The organism is [Empedobacter] haloabium, assembly GCA_008011715.2.
Lineage (GTDB): Bacteria > Pseudomonadota > Gammaproteobacteria > Burkholderiales > Burkholderiaceae_D > Rugamonas > Rugamonas haloabia.
The window spans coordinates 1,037,961-1,062,868 of sequence record CP136508.1; the positions used below are offsets into that span (position 1 = coordinate 1,037,961).

At 67.7% G+C, this 24,908-nt stretch carries 18 protein-coding genes; 12 read left to right on the forward strand and 6 right to left on the reverse strand.

Translation table 11 applies throughout. The features are described from left to right. Positions 1–5: 5 nt before the first annotated feature. The 7 genes from ald to E7V67_004715 all read left to right on the forward strand — a co-directional run bounded on the left by ald (position 6) and on the right by E7V67_004715 (position 9,661). Positions 6–1,121: an alanine dehydrogenase gene (gene ald / locus E7V67_004685; GenBank protein ID WUR14405.1), complete on the forward strand. Its 1,116-nt coding sequence runs from the start codon at positions 6–8 to the stop codon at positions 1,119–1,121. A 13-nt stretch (positions 1,122–1,134) separates the two neighbouring features. Beyond that, positions 1,135–2,628 (forward strand): CoA-acylating methylmalonate-semialdehyde dehydrogenase, encoded by a 1,494-nt coding sequence (locus E7V67_004690; GenBank protein WUR14406.1) that lies wholly within the window; start codon positions 1,135–1,137, stop codon positions 2,626–2,628. A 111-nt stretch (positions 2,629–2,739) separates the two neighbouring features. Continuing rightward, positions 2,740–4,122 (forward strand): NAD(P)-dependent oxidoreductase, encoded by a 1,383-nt coding sequence (locus E7V67_004695; protein WUR14407.1) that lies wholly within the window; start codon positions 2,740–2,742, stop codon positions 4,120–4,122. Beyond that, positions 4,122–5,435, forward strand: coding sequence for an NAD-dependent dihydropyrimidine dehydrogenase subunit PreA (gene preA / locus E7V67_004700; GenBank protein ID WUR14408.1), 1,314 nt, complete (start codon positions 4,122–4,124; stop codon positions 5,433–5,435). The genes E7V67_004695 and preA overlap by 1 nt, the downstream gene beginning before the upstream one ends. Positions 5,436–5,507: 72 nt before the next feature. After that, on the forward strand, positions 5,508–6,971 hold the full coding sequence (locus tag E7V67_004705; GenBank protein WUR14409.1) for an NCS1 family nucleobase:cation symporter-1: 1,464 nt from the start codon (positions 5,508–5,510) through the stop codon (positions 6,969–6,971). Positions 6,972–6,991: 20 nt separating this feature from the next. Further along, on the forward strand, positions 6,992–8,386 hold the full coding sequence (gene hydA, locus E7V67_004710) for a dihydropyrimidinase (GenBank protein ID WUR14410.1): 1,395 nt from the start codon (positions 6,992–6,994) through the stop codon (positions 8,384–8,386). 12 nt (positions 8,387–8,398) lie between these two features. Beyond that, a complete protein-coding gene (locus tag E7V67_004715) occupies positions 8,399–9,661 on the forward strand; it encodes a Zn-dependent hydrolase (protein ID WUR14411.1) in 1,263 nt (420 codons plus the stop codon). 21 nt (positions 9,662–9,682) lie between these two features. On the opposite strand, the gene E7V67_004720 is transcribed toward E7V67_004715, so the two are convergent. Beyond that, positions 9,683–10,582 (reverse strand): LysR substrate-binding domain-containing protein, encoded by a 900-nt coding sequence (locus E7V67_004720; protein ID WUR14412.1) that lies wholly within the window; start codon positions 10,580–10,582, stop codon positions 9,683–9,685. A gap of 2 nt (positions 10,583–10,584) precedes the next feature. Here E7V67_004720 and E7V67_004725 point away from each other — a divergent pair, with 2 nt between their 5' ends. Further along, on the forward strand, positions 10,585–11,409 hold the full coding sequence (locus E7V67_004725) for a sulfite exporter TauE/SafE family protein (GenBank protein ID WUR14413.1): 825 nt from the start codon (positions 10,585–10,587) through the stop codon (positions 11,407–11,409). A 3-nt stretch (positions 11,410–11,412) separates the two neighbouring features. Here the strand turns inward: E7V67_004725 and E7V67_004730 are convergent, their stop codons facing one another. Continuing rightward, a complete protein-coding gene (locus E7V67_004730) occupies positions 11,413–13,167 on the reverse strand; it encodes an allantoate amidohydrolase (GenBank protein ID WUR14414.1) in 1,755 nt (584 codons plus the stop codon). Positions 13,168–13,268: 101 nt separating this feature from the next. Next, the gene (locus E7V67_004735) at positions 13,269–14,207 is read right to left on the reverse strand and encodes a LysR family transcriptional regulator (GenBank protein WUR14415.1); all 939 of its coding nucleotides are present in this window, start codon (positions 14,205–14,207) and stop codon (positions 13,269–13,271) included. 140 nt (positions 14,208–14,347) lie between these two features. Between E7V67_004735 and E7V67_004740 the strand changes: the two genes are divergently transcribed. Together E7V67_004740 and E7V67_004745 are read left to right on the forward strand one after the other, a co-directional pair. Further along, positions 14,348–15,574 (forward strand): urate hydroxylase PuuD, encoded by a 1,227-nt coding sequence (locus E7V67_004740; protein WUR14416.1) that lies wholly within the window; start codon positions 14,348–14,350, stop codon positions 15,572–15,574. Continuing rightward, entirely contained in the window at positions 15,571–16,803 is a 1,233-nt protein-coding gene (locus tag E7V67_004745; protein WUR14417.1) for a M20/M25/M40 family metallo-hydrolase, read from the forward strand. The genes E7V67_004740 and E7V67_004745 overlap by 4 nt, the downstream gene beginning before the upstream one ends. A 131-nt stretch (positions 16,804–16,934) precedes the next feature. On the opposite strand, the gene E7V67_004750 is transcribed toward E7V67_004745, so the two are convergent. Next, positions 16,935–19,301 (reverse strand): S9 family peptidase, encoded by a 2,367-nt coding sequence (locus E7V67_004750; protein WUR14418.1) that lies wholly within the window; start codon positions 19,299–19,301, stop codon positions 16,935–16,937. A gap of 214 nt (positions 19,302–19,515) precedes the next feature. On the opposite strand from E7V67_004750, the gene E7V67_004755 reads away from it, so the two are divergent. After that, on the forward strand, positions 19,516–22,233 hold the full coding sequence (locus tag E7V67_004755; GenBank protein ID WUR14419.1) for a hypothetical protein: 2,718 nt from the start codon (positions 19,516–19,518) through the stop codon (positions 22,231–22,233). Positions 22,234–22,255: 22 nt separating this feature from the next. Next, positions 22,256–22,843, forward strand: a complete 588-nt coding sequence (locus tag E7V67_004760; GenBank protein ID WUR14420.1) for a PEP-CTERM sorting domain-containing protein — start codon at positions 22,256–22,258, stop codon at positions 22,841–22,843. On the opposite strand, the gene E7V67_004765 is transcribed toward E7V67_004760, so the two are convergent. Together E7V67_004765 and E7V67_004770 are read right to left on the reverse strand one after the other, a co-directional pair. Further along, complete coding sequence (locus E7V67_004765; protein ID WUR14421.1) at positions 22,802–23,383, reverse strand: hypothetical protein; 582 nt, start codon at positions 23,381–23,383, stop codon at positions 22,802–22,804. The genes E7V67_004760 and E7V67_004765 overlap by 42 nt on opposite strands. 19 nt (positions 23,384–23,402) lie before the next feature. Then, positions 23,403–24,905, reverse strand: coding sequence for a response regulator (locus E7V67_004770; protein WUR16229.1), 1,503 nt, complete (start codon positions 24,903–24,905; stop codon positions 23,403–23,405). Positions 24,906–24,908: the final 3 nt, after the last annotated feature.

The following is a 24,908-nucleotide window of genomic DNA, read 5'->3' on the forward strand; positions in this document are numbered from 1 at the left end:
CAATCATGCTGGTAGGCGTACCCAAGGAAATCAAGAACCAGGAATCGCGCGTCGGCCTGACCCCGGCCAGCGTGAAGGAATTGACGCTGCGCGGCCACCAGGTGCTGGTGCAGCAGAACGCCGGCGCGGCCATCGGCCTGAGCGACGAGATGTACACGGCATCCGGCGCCACCATCGTGGCCACCCCCGCGGAGATCTTCGAGCGCGCCGACATGATCGTCAAGGTCAAGGAGCCGCAGCCGGGCGAATGCGCCATGCTCCGCCCTGGCCAGATCCTGTACACCTACCTGCACCTGGCGCCCGATCCCGAGCAGACCCGCGCGCTGGTGAACTCCGGCGCCATCTGCATCGCCTATGAAACCATCACGGGGCCCGGCGGCGGCCTGCCACTGCTGGCGCCGATGAGCGAGGTGGCAGGACGTATGGCGATCCAGGCCGGCGCCGCGCACCTGGAGAAATCGAAGGGCGGCATGGGCTTGCTGCTGGGCGGCGTGCCGGGCGTGGCACCCGGCCACGTGGCCATCATCGGCGCCGGCGTGGTCGGCACCAATGCGCTGCAGATCGCCGTCGGCATGGGCGCGCGCGTGACGGTGCTGGACAAGAACGTGGATCGCCTGCGCCAGCTCGACCTGGTGTTCGGCAACCGCGTGCAGACGATGTACTCGAACGCCCACACCATCGAGGAAGCGGTGCTGGACGCGGACCTGGTCATCGGCGGCGTGCTGGTGCCTGGCGCCGCCGCGCCCAAGCTCGTCACGCGGGCGATGGTGGCGAAGATGAAGCAGGGCGCGGTCGTCGTCGACGTCGCGATCGACCAGGGCGGCTGCTTCGAGACCTCGCATCCGACCACGCACGAGGCGCCGACCTTCGTGGTGGATGGCGTGGTGCACTACTGCGTGGCGAACATGCCGGGCGCGGTGGCGCGCACCTCCACGTTCGCCCTGAACAACGCCACCATCGGCCACGCGGTGGCGCTGGCGGACAAGGGCTGGGCGAAAGCGCTGGCCGCCAACCCGCACCTGAAGAACGGATTGAACGTCGCGCAGGGCAAGGTCACCTATGAAGCGGTGGCCCATGCGCTGGGCTACGACTACGTACCGGCCGACACCTTGTTGGCCTAACCCGAAAGAGACCATGGAAACCATCACCCATTACATCGGCGGCAGCACCGCCGATACGTCCAGCGGCCGCTATGCCGACGTGTACAACCCCGCGCTGGGCGAGCCAGTGGCCCGCGTGGCGCTGGGCACCGCCGGCGAAGTGGATGCGGCCGTGCAGGCGGCCCACGCCGCGTTCCCCGCGTGGGCGGATACGCCGCCGCTGGCGCGCGCCCGCATCCTGGCGAAGTACCTGCAGCTGTGCCAGCAGCACACCGAGGACTTCGCGGCGATGCTGACGCGCGAGCACGGCAAGACGCTGGCCGATGCGCGCGGTGAAGTCGCGCGCGGCATCGAGGTGGTGGAGTTCGCGCTCGGCATTCCGCAGCTGCTGAAGGGCGAGTTCACCGACCAGATCGCGCGCGGCATCGACGCCTGGTCGATGCGCCAGCCGCTCGGCGTGGTGGCGGGCATCACGCCGTTCAACTTCCCCGTGATGGTGCCGATGTGGATGTTCCCGGTGGCGCTTGCGTGCGGCAACACCTTCGTGCTGAAGCCGTCCGAACGCGATCCTTCGCCCTCGCTGCTGCATGCGCGCCTGCTGCAGCAGGCCGGCCTGCCGGACGGTGTGTTCAATGTCGTCCAGGGCGACAAGGTCACCGTGGATGCACTGCTGGAGCACCCGGTGGTGCAGGCCATCAGCTTCGTCGGCTCGACGCCGATTGCGGAGTACATCTATGCCAAGGGCAGCGCGGCCGGCAAGCGGGTGCAGGCGCTGGGCGGCGCCAAGAACCACGCGGTCGTGATGCCGGATGCGGACATGGAGATGGCCGTGGACGCGCTGATGGGCGCGGCCTACGGCTCCGCGGGCGAACGCTGCATGGCCATCTCCGTCGTCGCGGCCGTGGGCGACGCGGCCGACCGGTTGGTCGATGCACTGCAACGGCGCACGGCCGCACTGAAAATCGGCGACGGCACCGCGCCGGACGCCGAAATGGGGCCGGTGGTCACGCGGGCCGCGCAGCAGCGCATCGAAAAGCTGATCGGCGAGGGCGTGGAGCAGGGCGCCAGACTGGTCGTGGATGGCCGCGGCCACAAGGTGGCGGACCGGCCCAACGGCTTCTTTGTCGGCGGCACCCTGTTCGACCACGTGACGCCCGAGATGTCGATCTACAAGGAAGAGATCTTCGGTCCCGTGCTGTGCGTGGTGCGGCTGCCGGACGTGGGCAGCGCGGTGGAGCTGATCAACCGTAACGAATACGGTAACGGCGTGGCGATCTTCACGCGCGACGGTGGCGTGGCGCGCGAGTTCGTGCGCCAGATCCAGGTCGGCATGGTCGGCGTCAACGTGCCGCTGCCGGTGCCGATGGCCTTCAACAGCTTCGGCGGCTGGAAGCGCAGCCTGTTCGGCGACCACCATGCCTACGGCCCGGAAGGCGTGCGTTTCTACACGCGGCACAAGGCCGTGATGCAGCGCTGGCCAAACACCGCAAGCGCTGGCGCGGAATTTGCATTCCCACAGATGAAGTAACCCCGCTGCGCGGGAAGTCCCGAAGGCTTGCGGTCCCGGGACGGTATTAGCAGGGGGGACTGTCCCTTTGGGACTGTCCCCGGTTTTAGCCACAAAAGCCAGGAACCAACCATGCTCGACTCACTGAACTACATCCCGCAACCCAAAGCCACCAACGGCGAACTGGCCACCCACTTCACCGACCTGGCGCCGCCACTGAACGCGCGCCAGGCCGCCATCGAAGCGGCGCGCTGCCTGTACTGCCACGACGCGCCTTGTACCCGCATCTGCCCGTCCGAGATCGACGTCGCCAGCTTCATCCGCAACATCCACGACCGCAATATCGACGGCGCCGCCGCCGGCATCCTGAAGCAGAACATCTTCGGCGGCAGCTGCGCGCGTGTCTGCCCGACCGAGATCCTGTGCGAGGACGCCTGCGTGCGCAACCACGACGCCGAAGGCCAGCCGGTCAAGATCGCGCTGCTGCAGCGCTACGCCACCGACAATATGTCCTTCGTCGATCATCCGTTCCAGCGCGCACCCGCCACCGGGAAGACGGTCGCGGTGGTCGGCGCGGGTCCGGCCGGGCTGTCGTGCGCGCACCGCCTCGCCATGCTGGGCAACGACGTCGTCGTGTTCGAGGCGCAGCAGAAGGCCGGTGGCCTGAACGAGTACGGTATCGCCAAGTACAAGCTGACCAACCAGTTCGCCCAGCGCGAAGTGGAGTTCCTGCTGGGGATCGGCGGCATCGAGATCCGCTACGGCCAGAAGCTGGGCGACAACCTGCACCTGAAGGACCTGCACGCGCAATACGACGCCGTGTTTCTCGGCCTCGGGCTCGGTGCAAGCCGCCAGCTCGGCTTGACCGGTGAGGACGCGCCGGGGTTGGTCGCCGCCGTGGACTACATCGCCGCGCTGCGCCAGGCCGACGACCTGGCGGCATTGCCGGTACCGCGCCGCGCCATCGTCATCGGCGCCGGCAACACGGCCATCGACATGGCCGTGCAGGTGCAGCGCCTGGGCGCCGAGGAGGTCACGCTGGTGTACCGGCGCGGCTTCGACGCGATGAGCGCCACGCACCACGAGCAGGAGATCGCCAAGGCCAACCTGGTGCGCATGGTGACGTGGGCGCAGCCGCGCGAGGTGCTGCTCGATGGCCTGGGCCGTGTACGCGGCATGCGCTTCGAGAAGACGGCGCTGGACGAATCCGGCCGCCTGGCTGGCACTGGCGAAACGTTCGAGCTGGTGGCCGATGCGGTTTTCAAGGCCATCGGGCAAAGCATGGCGGAGGGTTCGCTGGCCGACCCGCTGGCCACGCTGCTCAAGCGCAGCGGCGACAAGATCGACGTGGACAGCCAGTTCCGCACCGCGCTGCCGGGCATCTACGCCGGCGGCGACTGCGTGGCGCCAGGGCAGGACCTGACGGTGCAGGCCGTCCAGCACGGCAAGCTGGCGGCGCTGGCGATCCACGCCGACATCCAGGCACGCAACAACGCACAACCGGAGGCACTGTAATGGGCACCATCGACACGCATTTCAGGGCCGACCTGTCGGTCGACTTCTGCGGCATCAAGGCACCGAACCCGTTCTGGCTGGCCTCCGCGCCGCCGACCGACAAGGCCTACAACGTCATCCGCGCCTTCGAGGCCGGCTGGGGCGGCGTGGTGTGGAAGACCTTGGGCGAGGACCCGCCGGCAGTCAACGTCTCGTCGCGCTACTCGGCCATCTACGGCAAGAACCGCGAAGTCCTGGGCTTCAACAACATCGAGCTGATCACCGACCGCTCGCTGGAGATCAACCTGCGCGAGATCACGGCCGTCAAGGAAGCGTGGCCGGACCGGGCCATCGTCGTCTCGCTGATGCTGCCTTGCGAGGAGCACTACTGGGCCGACATCCTGCCGAAGGTCGAGGCCACGGGGGCGGACGGCATCGAGCTCAATTTCGGCTGCCCGCACGGCATGCCGGAGCGCGGCATGGGCGCCGCCGTCGGCCAGGTGCCGGAGTACGTGCAGATGGTCACGGGCTGGTGCAAGAAGCACAGCCGCCTGCCGGTGATCGTCAAGCTGACGCCCAACATCACCGACATCCGCCAGCCGGCCCGCGCCGCCAAGGCCGGCGGCGCGGATGCGGTCTCGCTGATCAACACGATCAACTCGATCACGTCGATCGACCTGGACCGGATGGTGGCGCTGCCGACCGTCGGCACGGCCAGCACGCACGGCGGCTACTGCGGCACGGCGGTGAAACCGATCGCGCTGAACATGGTTGCCGAGATCGCGCGCGATCCGGCAACGCAAGGCCTGCCGATCTCCGGCATCGGCGGCATCAACAACTGGCGCGACGCGGCCGAGTTCATCGCCCTGGGCGCCGGCTGCGTGCAGGTGTGCACGGCGGCGATGTTGCACGGCTTCGGCATCGTCGAGCAGATGAAGGACGGGCTGGCACGCTGGATGGATTCGAAGGGCTACCGCACCCTGGCCGACTTTTCAGGGAAGGCGGTGCCGAATACCACCGACTGGAAATACCTGGACATGAACTACAAGGTGATCGCCAGGATCGACCAGGAAGCCTGCATCGGCTGCGGCAAGTGCCACATCGCCTGCGAGGACACGTCGCACCAGGCCATCGCCAAGCTGGTGGACCCGGTCAGCGGCGCGCGCAGGTATGAAGTGATCGACGCCGAATGCGTGGGCTGCAACCTGTGCGAGATCACCTGCCCGGTACAGAGCTGCATCACGATGGTGCCGCAGCAGACCGGCATGCCGTACATGAACTGGACACAGGACCCGCGCAATCCGCGCGCCGAGAAAGTGCCCACGGCAGCATGAGGTTTGGGGACTGTCCCCGCATGGGGACTGTCCCCGGTTTTCACCACTGGCCCCATTAACAAGGACGAGCAGATGAACAACAACGACCTGTGGAACGAAGACCTGGCCCCCACCAGTGCCGCCCAGCGCACCTGGCGCTGGTATCACTTCGCCGCGCTGTGGGTGGGCATGGTGATGTGCATCCCGGCCTACACGCTGTCGGCCAGCCTGATCGAGGGCGGCATGTCGGCCTACCAGGCCGTGCTGACCGTCTTCCTCGCCAACGCCATCGTGCTGCTGCCGATGCTGGCCATCGGCCATGCCGGCACCAAGTACGGCATCCCGTATGCCGTGCTGGCGCGCGCCTCGTTCGGCACGGCCGGTGCGAAGCTGCCGGCGCTGATGCGCGCCATCGTGGCCTGCGGATGGTACGGTATCCAGACATGGTTCGGCGGCCAGATGATCTACACCCTGCTCGGCGCCCTGATGGGTGCACCCATCGGCGGCGACAAGCTGCCAGGGCTCGGCATCAACCTGGCGCAACTGCTGTGCTTCCTCGCCTTCTGGGCCATCCAGTTCTGGTACATCGTGCATGGCATGGATGCGATCCGCAAGCTGGAGACCTACACGGCGCCGCTGAAGATCCTGATCTGCTTCGTGCTGCTGTGGTGGGTGCACGACAAGGCAGGCGGCTTCGGGCCGCTGCTGCACAAGCCGTCGCAGTTCGTCGAAGGCGGCGCCAAGGCAGGCCAGTTCTGGTCGACGTTCTGGCCGTCGCTGACGGCCATGGTGGGCTTCTGGGCCACGCTGGCATTGAACATCCCCGACTTCACCCGTTTCGCGAAATCGCAGAAGGACCAGCTGGTCGGCCAGTCGGTCGGCCTGCCGGTGCCCATGGGTCTGCTGGCGGCGCTGGCCGTCATCGTCACGTCGGCCACGGTAGTCCTGTACGGGGAAGCGATCTGGGACCCGGTGGACCTGTCCAGCCGCATGACGGGCGTGGCGGTGCTGGTGGCGCTGGTGATCCTCCTGATCGACACGGTCAGTGTCAACCTGGCCGCCAACCTGGTCGGTCCCGCCTACGACTTCTCCGCGCTGGCGCCGAAGCGCATCTCCTACCGCACCGGCGGCTACATCACGGCGGCCATTGCGCTGGCGATGATGCCGTGGAAACTGCTGGAGACGACCGAGGGCTATATCTTCACATGGCTGATCGGCTATTCGGCGCTCTTGGGGCCCATTGCCGGCGTACTGATCGTCGACTACTACCTGGTGCGCCGCACGGAGCTGGACGTGGCGCAGCTGTACCGCGAGGACGGCGTGTATTCGTACGGCGCGGGCTGGAACATGGCCGCCATCGCCGCCTTCGTGCTGGGCGTGTTGCCCAATATCCCGGGCTTCCTGAACGCCGCGTTCCCGCAGTCGTTCCCTGGCGTGGGCGCCACCTTCAAGACGATCTACACCTACGCCTGGTTCGTCGGCATCGCCATCTCGGCGCTGGTCTACGGCGCCATGATGCGCGGGAAGGCCGTGCCGGTACTGGTGCCGCAGTCGTAACTCATAACGATGGAGACAACATGACAGTATTCATACGCGGCGGTACCGTGGTCAACGCGGACCGCGCCTTCCGGGCCGACGTGCTGTGCGAGGGCGACAAGATCGTGGCGGTGGGCGAGCAGCTGGAGGCCCCGGCCGGTGCGCAGGTGATCGATGCCGGCGGCCAGTACGTGCTGCCGGGCGGGATCGACCCGCACACGCACATGAACCTGCCGTTCATGGGCACGGTGACGGCGGACGACTTCTTCACGGGCACGGCGGCCGGCCTGGCCGGCGGCACCACGACGATCATCGACTTCGTCATCCCGAACCCGCAGCAATCGCTGCTGGAGGCTTATCACCAATGGCGCGGCTGGGCGGCCAAGGCGGCCGGCGACTACACCTTCCACGTCGCCATCACGTGGTGGTCGGACCTGGTGCACGAGGAGATGGGCGAGCTGGTACGCAAGCATGGCGTCAACAGCTTCAAGCACTTCATGGCGTACAAGAACGCGATCATGGCCGACGACGAGACGCTGGTGAAGAGTTTCCGCCGTTCGCTGGAGCTGGGCGCGATCCCCACGGTACACGCGGAGAACGGCGAACTGGTCTACCAGTTGCAGCAGGATTTGCTGAAGCAGGGACTGACGGGACCGTCGTCGCACCCGCTGTCGCGTCCTCCAGCCGTGGAAGCGGAAGCGGCCAACCGGGCCATCGCCATCGCCAGCGTGCTGCACACGCCGCTGTACATCGTGCACGTGTCGTGCAAGGAGTCACTGGATGCCATCACGCGCGCCCGCGCGCTGGGCCAGCGCGTGTACGGGGAGGCGCTGGCGGGGCACCTGCTGATCGACGACAGCGTGTACCAGCATCCCGACTTCGAGGTCGCGGCAGGCCACGTGATGAGCCCACCGTTCCGCAGCAAGGAACACCAACGCGCGCTCTGGCAGGGCCTGCAGGGCGGCAACCTGCACACGACCGCCACCGACCACTGCACCTTCTGCGCCGAGCAGAAGGCGGCCGGGCGCAACGATTTCACGAAGATCCCGAACGGTTGCGGCGGTGTCGAGGACCGCATGGCCGTGATCTGGGACGAGGGCGTCAACAAGGGGCTGCTGACCCCTTCCGAGTTCGTGCGCGTGACGTCGGCCAACGCGGCGCAGATCTTCAATATCTACCCGCGCAAGGGCGTGATCGCGGCCGGTTCGGATGCGGACCTCGTGGTGTGGGACCCGGCCGGCACCCGCACGATATCGAAGGCCACGCAGCATGCGAAAGGCGGCTTCAATGTCTTCGAAGGACGTACTGTGAAGGGCATCCCCAGCAGCACGATTGCCGCGGGCAAGCTAGTGTTCCATCGGGGCGAGCTGATGGCGGTGGAGGGCGCCGGACGTCATATCGACCGTCCGGCCTTCGTCCCCGTCTCTGCAGGTTGACAGGAGAACGACATGAACGATATCTGGAAGGGCGAGGCGCTGGCCGACCTGCGTGTGGACGGCAAACGGCTGTGGGACGCATTGATGGAGCTGGCGCAAATCGGCGCCACCGAGAAGGGCGGCGTCAAGCGCCTGGCGCTGACGGACCTGGACCGCCAGGGCCGCGACCTGGTGGTCGGCTGGGGCAAGGCGGCCGGCATGAGCATCACGATCGACCAGATCGGCAACGTGTTCATGCGGCGCGACGGCACCGACAACACGCTGCCGCCGGTGGTCACGGGCAGCCATATCGACACGCAGCCCACCGGCGGCAAGTTCGACGGCAACTACGGCGTGCTGGCCGGGCTGGAAGTGGTGCGCACCCTGAACGACCGCGGCATCCGCACGCGGGCGCCGATCGAGGTCGCGTTCTGGACCAACGAGGAAGGATCGCGCTTCGTGCCCGTGATGATGGGCTCCGGCGTGTTCTGCGGTGCGTTCACCCTGGAGCACGCGTATGCGGCGCGCGACACGGAAGGCAAGAGCGTGGGCGAGGAGCTGGAGCGGATCGGCTACAAGGGCACGCAGGTGCCGGGCGACCATCCGATCGGGGCCTACTTCGAGACCCATATCGAGCAGGGCCCGGTGCTGGAGGACGCCGACAAGGTGATCGGCGTGGTGCCGGCCGTGATGGGCCTGTCGTGGTACGACTGCACCGTCGGCGGGATGGAGGCACACGCGGGGCCGACGCCGATGCACCTGCGCCGCGACGCGATGCAGGTGGCCGCGCGGATCATCCCGGAGGTCGTCGCCATCGCCAACCGCTATCCACCGTACGGCCGCGGCACGGTGGGCATGATGCAGGTGTTCCCGAACAGCCGCAACGTGATCCCCGGCCAGGTCAAGTTCAGCATCGACCTGCGCAACGTCAGCGACGAGCTGCTCAACACGATGCACGAGGAGATGGTGGCGTTCGTCGAACGCACGGCCGCCGAGACGGGGCTGGAGATCAAGCTGGAGCGGGTGTCGTACTATCCGCCTTGCCCGTTCCACCCGGACGTGGTGGGCGCCGTACGCAACGCGACGGCGCGGCTGGGGTATTCGACGATGGACGTGGTGTCCGGCGCCGGCCACGATGCGATCTATGCCGCGCGGCTGGCGCCTTCCGGCATGATCTTCGTGCCGTGCAAGGACGGCATCAGCCACAACGAGATCGAGGATGCCAAGCCTGAGCACCTCGAGGCCGGGTGCAATGTGCTGCTGCATGCGATGCTGGAGCGGGCCGGGGTCGTGTGAACCGACGATGAACCCCTGGTGTCAGGCCGGCGCCGCCAGAATATCGACCAGCTCGCGCGCATACCCCGGCAGCTCGGCATAGCTGCGCATGCACAGCAACAGCCGCCGCCGCGCCCACGCGTCGGTCAGCCGCACGATCTTCAGGTTGGCCGCATCGCGCGAACGCACGGCGGCCGACTCGGGCAGCACGGCCAGCCCGGCACCGCTGGCCACCATCCGGCAGATCGCATCGAAGCTGCGCAGGCGCACGCGGTAGCGCAGCCGGTGCCCCAGCCGAAGGCCCTGCTCGCCGATGTACTGCGTCAGCGCGCTGTCGCCGGCCAGGCCGATGAAGTCATGCTCGACGCAACGGGCGAACGGCAATGCCGCGTTGCGCCGCAATCCCTTTGCCAGCGGATGGCCCGGCCCCAGCGCCAGCACCAGCCGGTCTTCCTTGAACAGGCGCGTCTCCAGGCCACTGCTGTCCACCGCGTCCGTGACGATGCCGATATCGGCCAGCCGCTCCCGCATGGCCTCGACGATGTCGGTGCTGAGGCGCTCTTCCAGGTCGACATTGACGTGCGGATGGGCCGCCATGAACGAGGCCAGCGTATCGGGCAAAAACTCGGTCAGCGCCGAGGTGTTCGACAACAACCGGATGTGACCTTTCAAGCCAGTGGCGTACTCGCCCAGGTCGGCACGCATGCGCTCCATCTGCTGCGTGATCAGGCGCGCATGATGCAGCAGTGTGCGCCCGGCCTCGGTCGGCTCGACGCCGCGGCGCTTACGCGCCAGCAGCGGCACCCCCAGCGCATCCTCCATGCCGCGGATGCGGGCGCTGGCGGAGGCCAGTGCGAGGTGGGCGTGCGCGGCGCCGGCCGTGATGCTGCCGCTTTCCGCCACGCGCAGGAACAGTTTCAGGTCGGTCAGGTCGAAGCGCATGGATGTCCTCAGCCTTCGGGGAAGACGAAGGCAGCGCCAGTATATTCCACATTTTCGCCACCGCGGGCGACTGGCACACTGCGGCCATGGATGCCTACTTCGCCACCCACATCGTTTACGTCGCCGTCGTCTTCCTCCTCGCCGGCATGGTCAAGGGTGCCACCGGCATGGGCCTGCCCACGGTGGCGATGGGACTGCTGGGCCTCGTCATGGCGCCGATGGAAGCGGCCGCGCTGCTGGTCGTGCCTTCGTTGTTGACGAACGGTTGGCAAGTACTGTCCGGCCGGCCGCTGTATCCGCTGTGGCTGCGACTGCGCGGCATGATGGCCGGGATCTGCCTGGGCACACTGGCCGGCGGCGCGCTGCTGTTGCAGACGCAGGGCGGCGGCGTCGTGCTGGGTCTGGCGCTGGTGCTGTATGGGCTGCTGGGCCTGGGCGAGGTGGCGTGGTCGGTGCCGGCACGGCAAGAGCCCTGGCTGGCACCGCTGATGGGGGCGGCGACCGGCGTGCTGACGGCGGCGACCGGGGTGTTCGTGCTGCCTGCCGTACCCTACTTGCAGGCGCTGGAGCTGGATCAGGAGGAACTGGTACAGGCGATGGGACTGTCGTTCTCGGTATCGACGCTGGCGCTGGCCGTCGTGCTGGCGGCGCACGATGCGTGGCAGCCCGCTGCCGCCGGCGCCTCGTTCCTGGCGCAGTTGCCTGCCCTGGCTGGCCTGCTGCTGGGGCAGCGCTTGCGCCGGCACCTGCAGCCGCGAGTGTTCCGGCGCTGCCTGTTCCTGGTCCTGCTGCTGGTCGGCGCCCACCTGGTGCTGGCAGGCGCCTGAGGTTCACGGGCGGCGCAAGCCGCGCAGGAAGTCCAGCAGCACCTGCGCAGCCAGGTCGGCATCGTCCGCCGTCATCGTCTCCAGCGGGTTGTGGCTGATGCCGCCATTGCCGCAGCGGGTAAACAGCATGGCGACGTCCGTCAGCGCCGCCATGGCCATCGCGTCATGGCCGGCGCCGGACAGCAGGTCGAAGCGCGGCAAGCCCTGGCGTTCGACGGCGGCCCCGAGCTGGTCCATCAGCCACGGCGCGCAGGGCGCGGCGGCGGCCTGCACGATCGGCTCGAGCGCGAATTCGATGCGACGGCGGGCGCAGATCGCCTCGATGCCGCGCAGGATGTCGTCCACGGCGGCCAGGCGCACCGCATCGTCGGCTGCGCGAATGTCGAGCGACAGCCTGCAGGCGCCGGGAACGACGTTGACGGAACCGCTCGGCACCTGCAGCTGGCCGACAGTGCCGACCAGCGCGGGCACGCCGCCGCAGCGCTGCTCCACCAGCAGCACGATCTCGGCGGCCGCGGCGGCGGCATCCTGGCGCATCGTCATGGGGGTGGTGCCGGCATGGCTGGCCAGCCCGGTCAGTTCGACCAGGTAGCGCGAGCTGCCGGCAATCGCCGTGACGACGCCCAGCGGCAGGCCGCGCTCCAGCAGCACCGGACCCTGTTCGATGTGCACCTCGACATAGGCCAGCACGCCGGCCGGGTCGCGCGCGATGGCGGGAATGGCGGCGGGATCGTGGCCGGCGGCGACGAGCGCGTCGCGCATCGTCACGCCGGCGGCGTCCGCCGCCTCCAGCAGGTCCATGTCGAAGCGGCCCGCAACGGCGTTACTGCCCAGGAAGGTGCTGCGGAAACGTACGCCTTCTTCTTCCGCGAAGCCGATCACTTCGAGGTGGTGAGGCAGCTTCTCGCCACGGGCATGCAGCTCGTGCACGATGGCCAGCGGCAGCAGGATGCCCAGGCGACCGTCGTACTTGCCGCCGTTGCGCACCGTGTCGTAGTGCGAGCCGGTGATCAGTGTCTTCGCCTCGGGCGCGTCGCACGGATAGCGGCCCACCACGTTGCCGACGGCGTCGATCGTCACCTGCATGCCCGCTGCGCGCATCCACTCGGCCAGCTGCGTGGCCGTGCGGCGGTGCGCTTGCGTCAGGTAGGCGCAGGTCAGGCCATCGGCGTCGTCGCTCCATTGCGCCAGCTCTTCGGCCCACTGCATGATGCGCGGGCCGTACGGCAGCTGCACGGCCAGCAGCTCGTTCAGGCGGATCTCGGCGATGCGGTGGATCTGGCGCAGGCATTCGGCCATCTCGGCCGCCGGCTGGTTTTTCAGCCGGCGCGCAAAGGTGGCGATGACGGCCTGGCGGCTCAAGCCCTTGCCGGTCGGGCCCTTCACGGCCAGGATGAACGGGAAGCCGAATTTCGCGTTGTAGTCCGCGTTCAGGCGGTGCAGCGTGGCGAATTCCTCCGAGCTGCACAGGTTCAGGCCGGAGGCGGCCTGTTCACCGGTGGACTCGGCGGTCAGCTCGCCCCGCACGGCGGCCTTGCCGGCCAGCTCGGGGTGGGCGCGGATCAGGCCCAGTTGCTCGTCCCTGGATGCCTGCGTCACCACGGCCTGCAAGGCCTGCTTCAGCGCCGTGACGGTGGCGAATGGCCTTTGTTCCGCCGCGCGCTCGGGAATCCACGGCGAATGTTCATAGATGCCGCGCAGCGTGTCGACGAAGGCGGGCAGGGGGCAGGTGTTCAGTTCGGAGAGGGTGGTCGTCATCGCAGGTATCCCATGGTGAACGGCGATGATAGCGCCAGGTGGCCAGCGCCGGGTCGGAGCTGGTATATAGCTCTTATCTGTACGCGGTGATGATGGCGCAGCTACTTCGGCGCCAGCCCCTTCGCCGCCGCCGTGACCTGGTCGCGCAGCCACTTGTGCTCGGGCGCCTGGTGCACGCGCTCGTGCCACAGCTGGTAGAAGCGCATCGGCGGGAACTTGACGGGTACCGTGAACGTCTTCAGCGGCAGCGTCTTTTCATAGAAGCGCAGGAACTGGCGGCCGGTCGTCAGCACCAGGTCGGTCTGCGTCAGCATATAGGGGATCAGGCCGAAATAGGCCGATTCCACGACCACGTTGCGGCGCAGGTTCTGCCGCTCCAGGAACGAGTCGATCACGCCGCCATAGCCCGGCAGCATCTGCGACGGCGCCACGTGCGGCAGCGTCAGGTAGTCCTGCAACGTCATCGCGTCGCTGGCGGTGCGCTTGGCGTACGGGCTGGCGGCATGCATCGCGCAGATGATGGGGTCCTCGAACAGCTTGGAGATGTGCAGGTGTTGCGGCGGCTCGTCCCAGTTGGCGATGACGAGGTCCATGTCGCCGTCCGACAGCATGCGGATGTAGTCGATTCCCGGCCCCAGGTTGTGGATGACGACGCGGCTTTTCGGTGAGCCGCGCCGCAGCAGCGCCACCACGTTCGGCAGGAACTGGCTGTCCAGGTAGTCCGGCGCGGCGATGTGGAAGGTGCGCGCTTCCTCCTGCGGCACGAACGGCGTCTTCTTGACGAACAGGCTTTCGGTCTCGTCCAGGATGCGCTTCGCGGGTTTCAGCAGGCTCTCGCCGTGCTGGGTGGGCACCATGCCGCGCGCGCCGCGCACCAGCAGCGGGTCGCCGGTCAGCTCGCGCAGCTTGCGCAGCGAGGCCGAAATGGAAGGTTGCGGCTGGTTCAGTTTCAGCGCCACGCGCGACACGTTTTTCTCGACCAGCAGCAGGTACAGGATGCGGATCAGGTGCAGGTCGAGGTGTTGCGGCAGGCTGGACATCGGCGAACGTCGCTATATGGTTGTGAATATGTCGAATATACGCGAAAAGTCATGAGTTCGATACCGTTCGCGTTTATCTTCTATAAACTGCGGTAGCTATAGCCATCGCCAATGCCGCGCCCACCAAACAAAGGATTTACATGGAAGTTTTCGGCTACCTGATCCCGTACGGCCTCGAATGGCTCAACCTTCTCGTGCGCTGGCTGCACATCATCACGGGCATCGCCTGGATCGGCGCGTCGTTCTACTTCGTCTGGCTGGACAACTCGATCCGGCCACCCGCGCCGGGCTCCGACTTGGCGAAAAAGGGCGTGATGGGCGAGTTGTGGGCCGTGCATGGCGGCGGCTTCTACAATCCGCAGAAGTACCTGGTCGCACCGGCCGAGCTGCCGAAGGAGCTGCACTGGTTCAAGTGGGAGGCCTATTCGACCTGGCTGTCCGGCTTCGCGCTGTTGACGATTGCGTACTACTTCAATGCCCAGGCGATGATGATCGACAAATCGGTGGCCGACCTGACCTCGCTGCAGGCCGTCGGCACGGGCCTGGGCTTCCTCGTCGCCGGCTGGGTCGTCTACGACCTGCTGTGCCGCTCGCCGCTGGGCCGGCACGACCTGTGGTTCGGCGTCGTCATCTTCCTGCTGCTGGTGGCGGCCGCCTATGGCCTGACCCACCTGCTGTCCGGCCGCGCCGCCTACATCCACGTGGGCGCGATGATCGGCACGATCATGGTGGCCAACGTGGCCATGCTGATCATTCCAGGGCAGCGCAAGATGGTCAGCGCGATGCAGGCCGGCGGCAAGCCTGACCCGATCCACGGCATCCGCGCCAAGCAGCGCAGTGTCCACAATAACTACTTTACCCTGCCGGTGCTGTTCATCATGATCAGCAACCACTACGCGATGACGTACCAGCACGCGCATGCCTGGCTGGTGCTGGCCTTCATCATGGCGGCCGGGGTCTTCATTCGCCACTTCTTCAACCTGCGCCACAAGGGCCGCGTGGAGTGGCGCTACCCGGCCATCGGTGTGGCGCTGCTGCTGACGGTCGCCGTGGCGATCGCGCCGCAGCGGCCCGCCGCCAGCGCGGCCGGTGCGGCCGGTGTCGACGCGGCCGCGCAGTTCGCGCAAGTGAAAGCCATCATGGACCAGCGCTGCCTGTCCTGCCATGCGGCCAAGCCCACGCAGCCAGGTTTCGCCACCGCGCCGGCCGGCGTGATGTTCGACACGCCTGAGCAGATCCGCCAGCGCGCGGCGCAGATCCACAAGCAGGTCGTCGAGCTGAAAGCCATGCCGATCGGGAATCTCACCAATATGACGGACGCGGAACGCGGCCAGATCGCCGCCTGGTTCGCGGCAGGAGCAAAATGAACATGAATCGCCAACAGCAGATCAACGACTGGATCGACGCCCACTTCGACGAGCAGGTGGCCCTGCTGCAGCAGGTGCTGCGCGTGCCCACCGATACCCCGCCGGGCAACAACGCCCCCCACGCCGACATGGTGGCGCAACTGGTCCAGCAGTACGGCTGGCAGGCCGAGAAGCACGTGGTGCCAGAAGCCACGGTGCGCGACTACGGCATGGAGAGCATCACCAATCTGGTGGTGCGCCGTCCGTATGGCGCCGGCGGCCCGACGGTGGCGCTGAACGCGCATGGCGACGTGGTACCGCCCGGCGACAACTGGACCTATCCGCCCTACGGCGGCGTGATCGAGGACGGCTACATCTACGGCCGCGCGGCCGCCGTGTCGAAGAGCGACTTCGCCACCTATATCTTCGCCACCCGCGCGCTGGAAGCGCTGGGCGTGCCTTTGAGAGGCGGTATCGAACTGCACTTTACCTACGACGAGGAATTCGGCGGCCTGCTGGGCCCCGGCTGGCTGCTCGAGCAGAACGTGACGCGGCCGGACATGGTCATCGCGGCCGGCTTCTCCTACCAGATCGTCACCGCGCACAACGCCTGCCTGCAGCTGGAGATCACCGTGCACGGCAAGTCCGGCCACGGCGCGATGCCCGAGACGGGCGTGGATGCGCTGCAGGCGGCTACGAAGATCCTGAACGCGATCTATGGCCAGCTGCCCGAACTGAAGAAGATCAAGTCACAGGTGGCCGGCATCGACTCGCCGACCATGCTGGTGGGCCGCATCGATGGCGGTACCAATACCAACGTGGTGCCGGGCAAGGTCGTGATGAAGATGGACCGGCGCATGATTCCCGAGGAGGACCCCGTCGCGGTCGAGGCGCAGGTGCGCCAGCTGATCGAGGACGCGGTGCGTGACGTGCCGGGTATCCGGCTGGAGATCCGGCGCCTGCTGTTGTCGCACGCGCTGCGGCCGTTGCCGGGCTCGCAGGCGCTGGTGGCGGCGTTGCAGAAGAATGCCGAGGCGGTGTTGGGCGAGACGATTCCGGCCGTCGGCACGCCGCTGTATGCCGATGCGCGGCTGTACGGTGAGCGCGGCATCCCGGCGGTGCTGTACGGCGCCGGCCCGCGCACGGTGCCGGAGTCGAATGCAAAGAAGGCGGATGAGCGGCTGCTGCTGGAGGATTTGCGGCGGGCGACCAAGGTGGTGGCGTTGACCTTGGCGGATTTGCTGGGGTAAAGCTGCCGGGGTTGGGGTCTGTCCCCGCATGGGGACTGACCCCGGTTTTTATCGCGCAGCCGGCGTTCCGGATTAAAACCGGGGTCAGTCCCGGAGGGACAGACCCAAAGCCTGACGCGCCAACGGTGGGCTTATTTCAACGTCCGCTCGAACAGCTGGAAGATGCGGCGGTACTGGTCATACCAGCTCTCCGGCTGCACATACGCGTGCCGCTCCAGCGGGTAGCTGGCCAGCTCCCAGTGGTCCTTCTTCAGTTCGATCAGCCGCTGCGCCATCCGCACCGAGTCCTGGTAGAACACGTTGTCGTCCACCATGCCGTGGGCGATCAGCAGGTGGCCTTTCAGGCGGTCGGCGTATTCGATCGGCGAGGACACCCGGTACGCTTCCGGATCCAGGTCAGGGGTGTTCAGGATGTTGGCCGTGTAGCCGTGGTTATACGAGGTCCAGTCCGTCACCGGACGCAGCGCGGCGCCGGCCTTGAACAGCTCCGGCTCGCGCATCAGCGCCATGAACGTCAGGAAGCCGCCGTAGCTGCCGCCGTAGATGCCCACCTTGTCGATGTCGCCCTGGTGGTGGGCGGCCAGCCAGCGCGCGCCGTCCACGTAGTCCTCCAGCTCGGGGTGCCCCATCTGGCGGTAGATGGCCGTGCGCCAGTCGCGCCCGTAGCCTTTCGACGCGCGGTAATCCATGTCCAGCACGATGTAGCCTTTCTCCACCAGCAGGTTGTGGAACATCTGCTCGCGGAAATAGACTGGGTAACGCTTGCTGACGTTCTGCAGGTAGCCGGCGCCGTGCACGAACATCACGACCGGGTACTTGCGGCCCGGTTCCAGCGTCGCCGGGCGGTACAGCTTGGCCCACACGGGCTGGCCACCATGCGTCGACGGGACCGCCACGAACTGCGGCACGATCCATTCGCGCGCCTTGAACGCGGCGCTGCGCGTGTCGGTCAGCTTGACGGCTTCGCCGCCGGCGGCAGGCACGATGGCCGCCTGGGCCGGCACGTAGGAAGCCGACCAGCGCACCAGCAGCCGGCGCTGGTCGGGCGACAACGAGAACTCTTCCACGCCGCCGTCCAGGCGCGTCACCTCGCGCACGCCGCCATCCTTGGGCGATACCGCACACACTTCGTACTCGCCCGGCGTACGGCGGTTGCACATGACCCAGGCCGCCGAGCCGTCGCTGTTCCACGTCACCTGCGTCGCTTCCCACTTGCCGCTGGTGAGGGCGCGCTGGCGGCCGTCGGCGCCCAGCGTATACAGATGCGAGTAACCGGTTTCCTCGGACAGGAACCACAAGGTGCGGTTGTCCGGCAGCCAGCCGAATTCGTTGTAGCTGTTGTTGATCCAGGCCTGGTCCGTCAACCTGTGCAGCGGTTTCAGGCGCGCGCTGGCCAGGTCGACCGAGGCGATCCAGCGGTCCTTGTTGTCGACGGCGCGGATGCTGAGCGCCACCTGGCTGCCGTCGCCGCTCCAGGCGATGCCATTGCCTTCGTCGTCGTCCAGCCGCACGGCGCGGTTGCCCTTGACGGGTTCGAGCTTGCGTGCCGCGCGCATTGCGGCCAGCGGATCGGTGGCGATGCCTGGCAATGCGTCGAGCGGGATGTCGCGCAACGAGCCGCTGCGCAGGTCGACCAGCTTCAAGGTTTGTGCCAGCGGCAGGTTGCGGCCCACGCGCGTGCGCTGGTCGTCGAATTCCTCGTAGCCGGATTCCGTCACGTAGCGGGGCAGCTTGCCGACGCGACCGTTCTCGGCCGACTTGGGCGACGTGGCCAGCAGCAGCCAGCGGCCATCCGGCGACAGTGCGCTGGCATCGATCACGATCTTCTCGCCCAGGTAGATCGGCGCCGGTGCCCGCGTGGCGTCGGCACGCCGCTCCGCTTCGGTCTGCGCGCGGCTGGCGTCGCGCTCGTCCTTTTGCCGCTTCAGCGTCGCGATCAGGCGCAGCTGCATGGCGCGCAGGTAGTCCTCGTCCGGCTCGGCGGCCGGGTCCTTCATCGTGCGCGGCAGCGCCAGCGGAGCGACCAGGCGCTCGGCCCGGTTCCAGCTGAACCAGTCGTGCCCCACGCGGAACTGAACGGCACGGCCGTCGCTGGAATATTGCGGGTCGGCGGCTGCCGTCGTGTTGCGGCTGATCTGCGTCAGCGTGCCCGTCTTCAGGTCGCGCTCGAACAGGTCGCCGTTGCGCAGCATGACGGCGCGGCTGCGCTCGCGGTTGTAGACCAGGGTGGGCGCGTCCAGGTCGGCCAGTTCCGCCTCGCCCACCTTGCGCGGCGCGGTGCCGGCCGCGAACGTGTCGCGCAGCGGCGAACCGGCGCGCTTCTGCTTGTAGTAGGCGGTCCTGCTGTCCCAGCTCCACCAGGCGCTTTCGACGGGTGTGCCGATCCAGTCGGGATGGGCCATGGCCTGGTCGAGCGTGACGGGGGTGAAGGCCAGGGCAGGGGTGACAACGATGGCGGCAAGCAGGGCGGCCGGCAGGAGAGGGATGGGTAGGCGCATGTGGTTCCGGTCTGGAGGCGGCCGCTCGTGACGGCCGTTGGGTGACAAAAAGCAACGGGGCATTCTAACGCAGCAAGTCGTGCGACGGTTCCCTGACGGCCGTCAAAGTGTCGGATTTTTTTACAGTCGCACAGGCGTTCCCTCTGGGCGTGGCCGTGGCACGAAGGTTGCTGCAAAGCTCTCAGCCCTGCTTGGGCACCACTAGGGAGATACTATGAGACCGCAAGTCAACCACTTACATCGCCAGCTGTTGTGCCTGCTGGCGCTGCTCGCGCTGAGCCTGCTGATGGCGCAACGCAGCTGGGCCTTCTGTCCGAAGAACGGGCTGTTGTGCCTCGTCACCGCCAGGTCGAACGGCGCGCTGACGCACCAGGACATCACCCAGCGCGGCATCGAGGAGCTGGACAAATCCTACTTCGGCGTGCCGAAGCTGACCAACTCGATGCAGAAGGCGCTGGACGAGATCATCGAGGCCAACGCCCGCGTCGACGAGGACCAGACCAGCTCCGCCAAGCACTTCGACGGCGAGAGCGGTGCCGCCGCCCAGGCGCGCCTGGCGGACCTGAAGCGCAACGTGCTGGACGCGCTGCGCAGCGATCCGATCAACGCCCATGGCGCGCGCGAAAACCTGGGCAGTGCGCTGCACACGATCCAGGACTTCTACTCGCACAGCAACTGGGTCGAGAGCGGCAATAGCGGCGCCCACCCGGGCGTGGGCCGGCCCGTCAGCCTGCCGTTCTCGGGGCCGACCGAGACGGCCTGCTCGGGCTTCGTCGATACCGGCAGCTTCTGCGCCAACTCGTCGATCATCGTCACCCCGAACCTGACCAGCGGCTACTACGGCGGCGAGGACCGGGTCAAGCCCGGCCCCTTCAAGTGCAGCCACGGCGGCCCGCTGGACAAGAGCTCGCCGTCGAGCGATCCGCTGGGCTACTTCCGCGAGGGGATCAACAAGGACACGCTGTACTGCGACATCTCGCCGCACAGCAGCTTCCACAACGCCGCCGCCACGGCGGCCATCGCGGCCACCAAGCAGTTCGTGGCCGACATCAAGGCCGAGATCACGGAGCCGCAACTGAAGGCCCTGCTGGGCGCAGGCCCCACGCTGGCGTTCGCGATCGACACCACCGGCAGCATGGGCGGCGTCATCGCCGGCGTGCGCGCGTCCGCGATCAGCATCGTCAACTCGCGCCTGGGCACGGACGAGGAGCCGCTGCAGTACGTGCTGGCGCCGTTCAACGATCCGTCCACGGGCCCGAACGTCTCGACCAACGATGCCAATGCGTTCAAGGGCGCGATCAGCGGCCTGTATGCCGACGCCGGCGACGATTGCCCGGAACTGGCGATGACGGGCATGTACAACGGTCTGTCGCTGTCCAACCCGAGCGGCAACCTGTTCATGTACACCGACGCCTCGGCCAAGGACGCCGGCCTGGCCAGCGCCGTGATCGGCCTGGCCAAGTCGAAGGAAATCAAGGTGTTCCCGATCCTGTTCGGCAGCTGCTCGCCGATCGAGCCGGGTTACCTGCGCGTGGCCGCCGAAACGGGCGGCCAGCCATTCCTGCTGTACCAGTCGGAAGCGGGCACCGTCACGCAGCTGGCCGACCTCGTGGGCCGCAACAACGCGGTGCAGGTGCTGTCCGTGGCCGACACGTTCGCCAGTGCGAAGACCTATGAAATCCCGGTCGATGCGTCGATGACGCGCCTGACCGTGTCCGTCAGCGGCATCCAGCGCGCGCTGCCGACGGTGAAGCTGGTGAACCCGAACGGCGTCGTCATCACGCCGTCCAGCGCGGCCACGTACCTGAGCCTGTCGAGCGGCGTCATCATCTCGGTCAACGCACCGCAGCGCGGGCGCTGGAAGCTGACCGTGTCCGGCTCGACCGACACCTTGTACGTCAACGCCTCCGGCACCGGTTCGCTGGCGCTGGCTTCGTTCAACCTGGCCAAGTTCGGCGGCCAGCCACCGCACCAGGGCCTGTTCAAGCTGGACGGCGAACCGGCACCGAACCAGTCGGTCTATGGCGTGGCCGCGCTGACGCCGGGCGCCTCCACCGCGCAGTTCATCATGCGCACCAAGGCGTATGCCGACATCGGCGCCATCCCGATGGAGCGCGACGGTACCGACGGCGGCAAGTACTTCGGCCAGTTCGCCGTGCCGGCGCAGCCGTTCCTGCTCTACGTGACGGGCAACGACAGCACCGGCAGCCCGTACCAGCGCGTGTTCAGCATGTCCGTCACGCCCCAGGGCGTATCCGTCATCGCGCCGCCGGCACAGGACCTGCGTCCCGGTGTTCCGGCCACGATGGTGTTCCAGGTGCGTAACGACGGCAGCGACGACACCTTCGGCGTGACCGCCACCGACGACCTGCACTACATCACCGGCGTGGCACCGTCGTCGCTGACCCTGAAATCGGGCGAAACCGCCAACGTCGTGGTCAGCCTGGTAGCGCCGGCCGGCGCCAGCCCGGGCACGGCGGACACGATCACGGCGGCCGTGCAGAGCACGACCAATCCGTCCTCGCGCAACAGCGCTTCGGTGACGAACTTCGTTACCGGCGCGGAAGCCGTGCCGGGCAAGCCGAACTTCGTCGCCCAGGTACTCGGCCAGGAGCAGGTGGCGCCAGGCGTGATCGGTGTCGACGTGCGCTTCACCAACACCGGCGTCGGCACGGCGCGCGCGATGACGATCGCCTCGATCCGCCCGAAAACCCTGGCGGGCACCGGCACCGTCACGCTCAACACGGCGCTGTCGCCGGCGCTGCCGTTCGTCACCCCGAACGTGGACGTGGGCGGCTACTTCACCGTGCGGCTGACGTTCAACGTGCCGGCCACCGTGCAGCGCTTTGCCATTACCGAAGCGGGCAGCGTGAACGACATCGACGGCGCGCCTTACAGCCTGTCGCACGCGCAATCCATCATTGTCCGCTAAGACGCATTCCAAGGAGATTGCCATGAAACTGACTCGTTACTACAACCGGCTGCGCGGCGGCATCGCGGCGGCCGGCATCGCGGCGGCGATGCTGCTGGCGCCGCTGGTGCAGGCCGCGCCCTTCACCTTCACCTTCTCGACGCTGCCGGGCGGCGGCGTCCTGACCGGCAATGCCGGCCAGCTGGTCGGCTGGGGCTACAGCCTGACCAATACCGACACCGCCAACTGGTTCGTGCCGACCGAGCTGTCGGCGTCGTCGATCGCGCTGGGCACGCTGGACGGCGCCTACTTCGACTTCCCCGTGCTGGCACCGGGCGCCACGCAATCGGTCGCGTTCGATGCGGCCCTGCTGGCCGGCCTGTACGGCATCGAAATCGATGCCGGTGCCACGCTGGGGCAAAGCGAGAACGGCCTGTTCACCCTGGCAGGCGAATGGTGGAGCGGCGATCCGCTGGCCGGTGGCGTGTTCCTGCAGGCCGGCGAGGCCGTGGTGGCGCCGTTTGCCGTGCAGGTAGGCGCGACGGCGGTGCCGCTGCCCGGTACGGTGGCGCTGTTCGCGATCGGGATGCTAGGGCTGCTGGCGGCGCGCCGGCGCGGCCAGCTCCGGTAACGCGGCCAGCCAGGCAGCCAGCTCGGCGGCGGCGGCTGGCGACGGGGCGGCGGGCCGGATGTCCAGGTAGCGTCCCGGCCCGGTCCGCCCCAGCAGCCGGAACGACTTGCCGTGCAGCGTGCGCGCGCCGTACTGCACGATCACGATGTCGCTGCCGCCGGCGGCTGGCGCCACGTGGACGATGAACGTGGCGCGGTAGTCGTTGCCGTCCTGGCGCCAGTGGTAGTCGCTGGCGGGCAGGATGACGACATCGTGGCGGCGTTGTGCCGGCGGCAGCGCCAGCCAGGCGGACAACGCCGGCGTCGGTGTTTCGCCGCGCAGCTCGCCATCGGGCGGGAATAGCGGATGGGAAAAGGGGTAGGCCTGGCGGTAGCGCAGCGCCAGCGGGTGGCTGGACGGCACGCGTGCCACCCCGGCCAGGATGGCGGCGGACACGCGTTCCGGCGCCAGCGCGACGTGCAGCCGCGGCGATGCGTCCGATGGGAATGACGGGCTGGCGTACAAGCCCGTGCAACATGCCAGCGCGACGATTGAAATCATGCGCGCGCCGGTCATCGCATCACGGCCGCATCAGGCCGCGCACCGTCTCGTTCAGCGTTTCCATGTTGACGGGCTTGGTCAGGTGGCGATTGAAGCCGGCCGCCATCGCGCCGGCGCGGTCCTTGTCCTGGCCATAGCCGGTCAGCGCCACCAGGATGGTCTTTTGCAACTGCGGATAGCCGCGCATCTTTTCCGCCACTTCGACGCCGCTCATGTCCGGCAGGCCGATGTCGAGGAAGATCACGTCCGGCGCCAGCCGCAAGGCGGCCTCGATGGCGCCGGCGCCATCGTGCGCCATGTGCACGTCGTGACCGGCGAACTGCAGCAGGGCGGAGACGATTTCGGCCGAGTCGATGTTATCGTCCACCACCAGGATGCGGTAGCTGTCGGCGCGCTTGTCCGGCTCCACGGCGGGGCTGTCGACCGCCTCGTCCTGCGGCGTGCGCACCAGCATCGGCAGGTGTACCTCGAACGTGGCGCCCTGGCCCAGCCCGGGGCTCTCGACCCGCACTTCGCCGCCGTGCAGGTTGACGAGCGTGCGCACCAGCGAGAGGCCAATGCCCAGGCCATCCTGCACCCGGTCGGGCGAATGGCCGGCCTGCGCGAACAGGTCGAAGATCGACCCGGCCTGATCAGGATCGATGCCGATGCCATTGTCGCTGACGCGGATCACGGCCTGCGCATCTTCCACGCTGGCCGCCAGCGTGATCCGCCCGCCCGGCGGCGTGAATTTAGCAGCGTTATTGAGCAGGTTGCCCACGATCTGGGCCAGGCGCACGCTGTCGCCGTCGACCCAGATCTCGTGGTCGGGCAGCTGCACCGTCAGCACGTGCTGGCGGCCGGCCATGTTGGGTTCGGCCGTTTCGACGGCGGTGCGCAGCAGCGCGCACAGCTCCAGCGGCGCGCGGCGCAAGGCGATCTTCCCTTGCGAGATGCGCGAGACGTCCAGCAGGTCGTCCACCAGCCGTACCATGTGGTCGGTCTGGCGCAAGATCACGCGGCGCGCGTTTTCCTGCGCGGGCGTAGCGTGCGGATCGAGACTGCGCAGCAGCTCGACGGCATTGCGGATCGGTCCCAGCGGGTTGCGCAGCTCGTGCGCGAGGATGGCCAGGAACTCGTCCTTGCGGCGGTCCATCTCGCGCAGCTCCCGTTCCACCCGGCCCAGGCGCAGCAGCGCGCGCACGTTGGCGACCAGCTCCTCCGGCTCGATCGGCTCGAACAGGTAATTATCCGCGCCGCTGTCCAGCGCGCGCACCTTGTCCGGCGACGACAGGTAGGAGGCGGACGTCTGCAGCACCAGCACCATCGCCGTGAGCGGGTCCTGCTTGAGCTGGCGGCACACCTCGAAGCCGTTCAGGTCGGGCAGCTTGGTGTCGAGCAGTACCAGGTCCGGCGCCTCGACGTGTGCCTTCTCCAATGCCTCCGCGCCGCTGCCGGCTTCGGTGACGCGAAAGCCGGCGCGCTGCAGGATCCGCGTCTTGGCGTAGCGGGCCGCATCGGTGTCGTCGACGTTCAGGATCAGGGG

Excerpts from the sequence above, each read along its gene's own strand:
- E7V67_004740 (WUR14416.1), top strand. The coding sequence starts at position 14,348 with ATGGAAGTTTTCGGCTACCTGATCCCGTACGGCCTCGAATGGCTCAAC.
- E7V67_004760 (WUR14420.1), top strand. The coding sequence starts at position 22,256 with ATGAAACTGACTCGTTACTACAACCGGCTGCGCGGCGGCATCGCGGCG.
- E7V67_004755 (WUR14419.1), top strand. The coding sequence starts at position 19,516 with ATGAGACCGCAAGTCAACCACTTACATCGCCAGCTGTTGTGCCTGCTG.
- preA (WUR14408.1), top strand. The coding sequence starts at position 4,122 with ATGGGCACCATCGACACGCATTTCAGGGCCGACCTGTCGGTCGACTTC.
- E7V67_004695 (WUR14407.1), top strand. The coding sequence starts at position 2,740 with ATGCTCGACTCACTGAACTACATCCCGCAACCCAAAGCCACCAACGGC.
- E7V67_004765 (WUR14421.1), bottom strand. The coding sequence starts at position 23,383 with ATGATTTCAATCGTCGCGCTGGCATGTTGCACGGGCTTGTACGCCAGC.
- E7V67_004730 (WUR14414.1), bottom strand. The coding sequence starts at position 13,167 with ATGACGACCACCCTCTCCGAACTGAACACCTGCCCCCTGCCCGCCTTC.
- hydA (WUR14410.1), top strand. The coding sequence starts at position 6,992 with ATGACAGTATTCATACGCGGCGGTACCGTGGTCAACGCGGACCGCGCC.
- E7V67_004745 (WUR14417.1), top strand. The coding sequence starts at position 15,571 with ATGAACATGAATCGCCAACAGCAGATCAACGACTGGATCGACGCCCAC.
- E7V67_004725 (WUR14413.1), top strand. The coding sequence starts at position 10,585 with ATGTCCTCAGCCTTCGGGGAAGACGAAGGCAGCGCCAGTATATTCCAC.
- ald (WUR14405.1), top strand. The coding sequence starts at position 6 with ATGCTGGTAGGCGTACCCAAGGAAATCAAGAACCAGGAATCGCGCGTC.
- E7V67_004690 (WUR14406.1), top strand. The coding sequence starts at position 1,135 with ATGGAAACCATCACCCATTACATCGGCGGCAGCACCGCCGATACGTCC.
- E7V67_004705 (WUR14409.1), top strand. The coding sequence starts at position 5,508 with ATGAACAACAACGACCTGTGGAACGAAGACCTGGCCCCCACCAGTGCC.
- E7V67_004735 (WUR14415.1), bottom strand. The coding sequence starts at position 14,207 with ATGTCCAGCCTGCCGCAACACCTCGACCTGCACCTGATCCGCATCCTG.
- E7V67_004715 (WUR14411.1), top strand. The coding sequence starts at position 8,399 with ATGAACGATATCTGGAAGGGCGAGGCGCTGGCCGACCTGCGTGTGGAC.
- E7V67_004720 (WUR14412.1), bottom strand. The coding sequence starts at position 10,582 with ATGCGCTTCGACCTGACCGACCTGAAACTGTTCCTGCGCGTGGCGGAA.
- E7V67_004750 (WUR14418.1), bottom strand. The coding sequence starts at position 19,301 with ATGCGCCTACCCATCCCTCTCCTGCCGGCCGCCCTGCTTGCCGCCATC.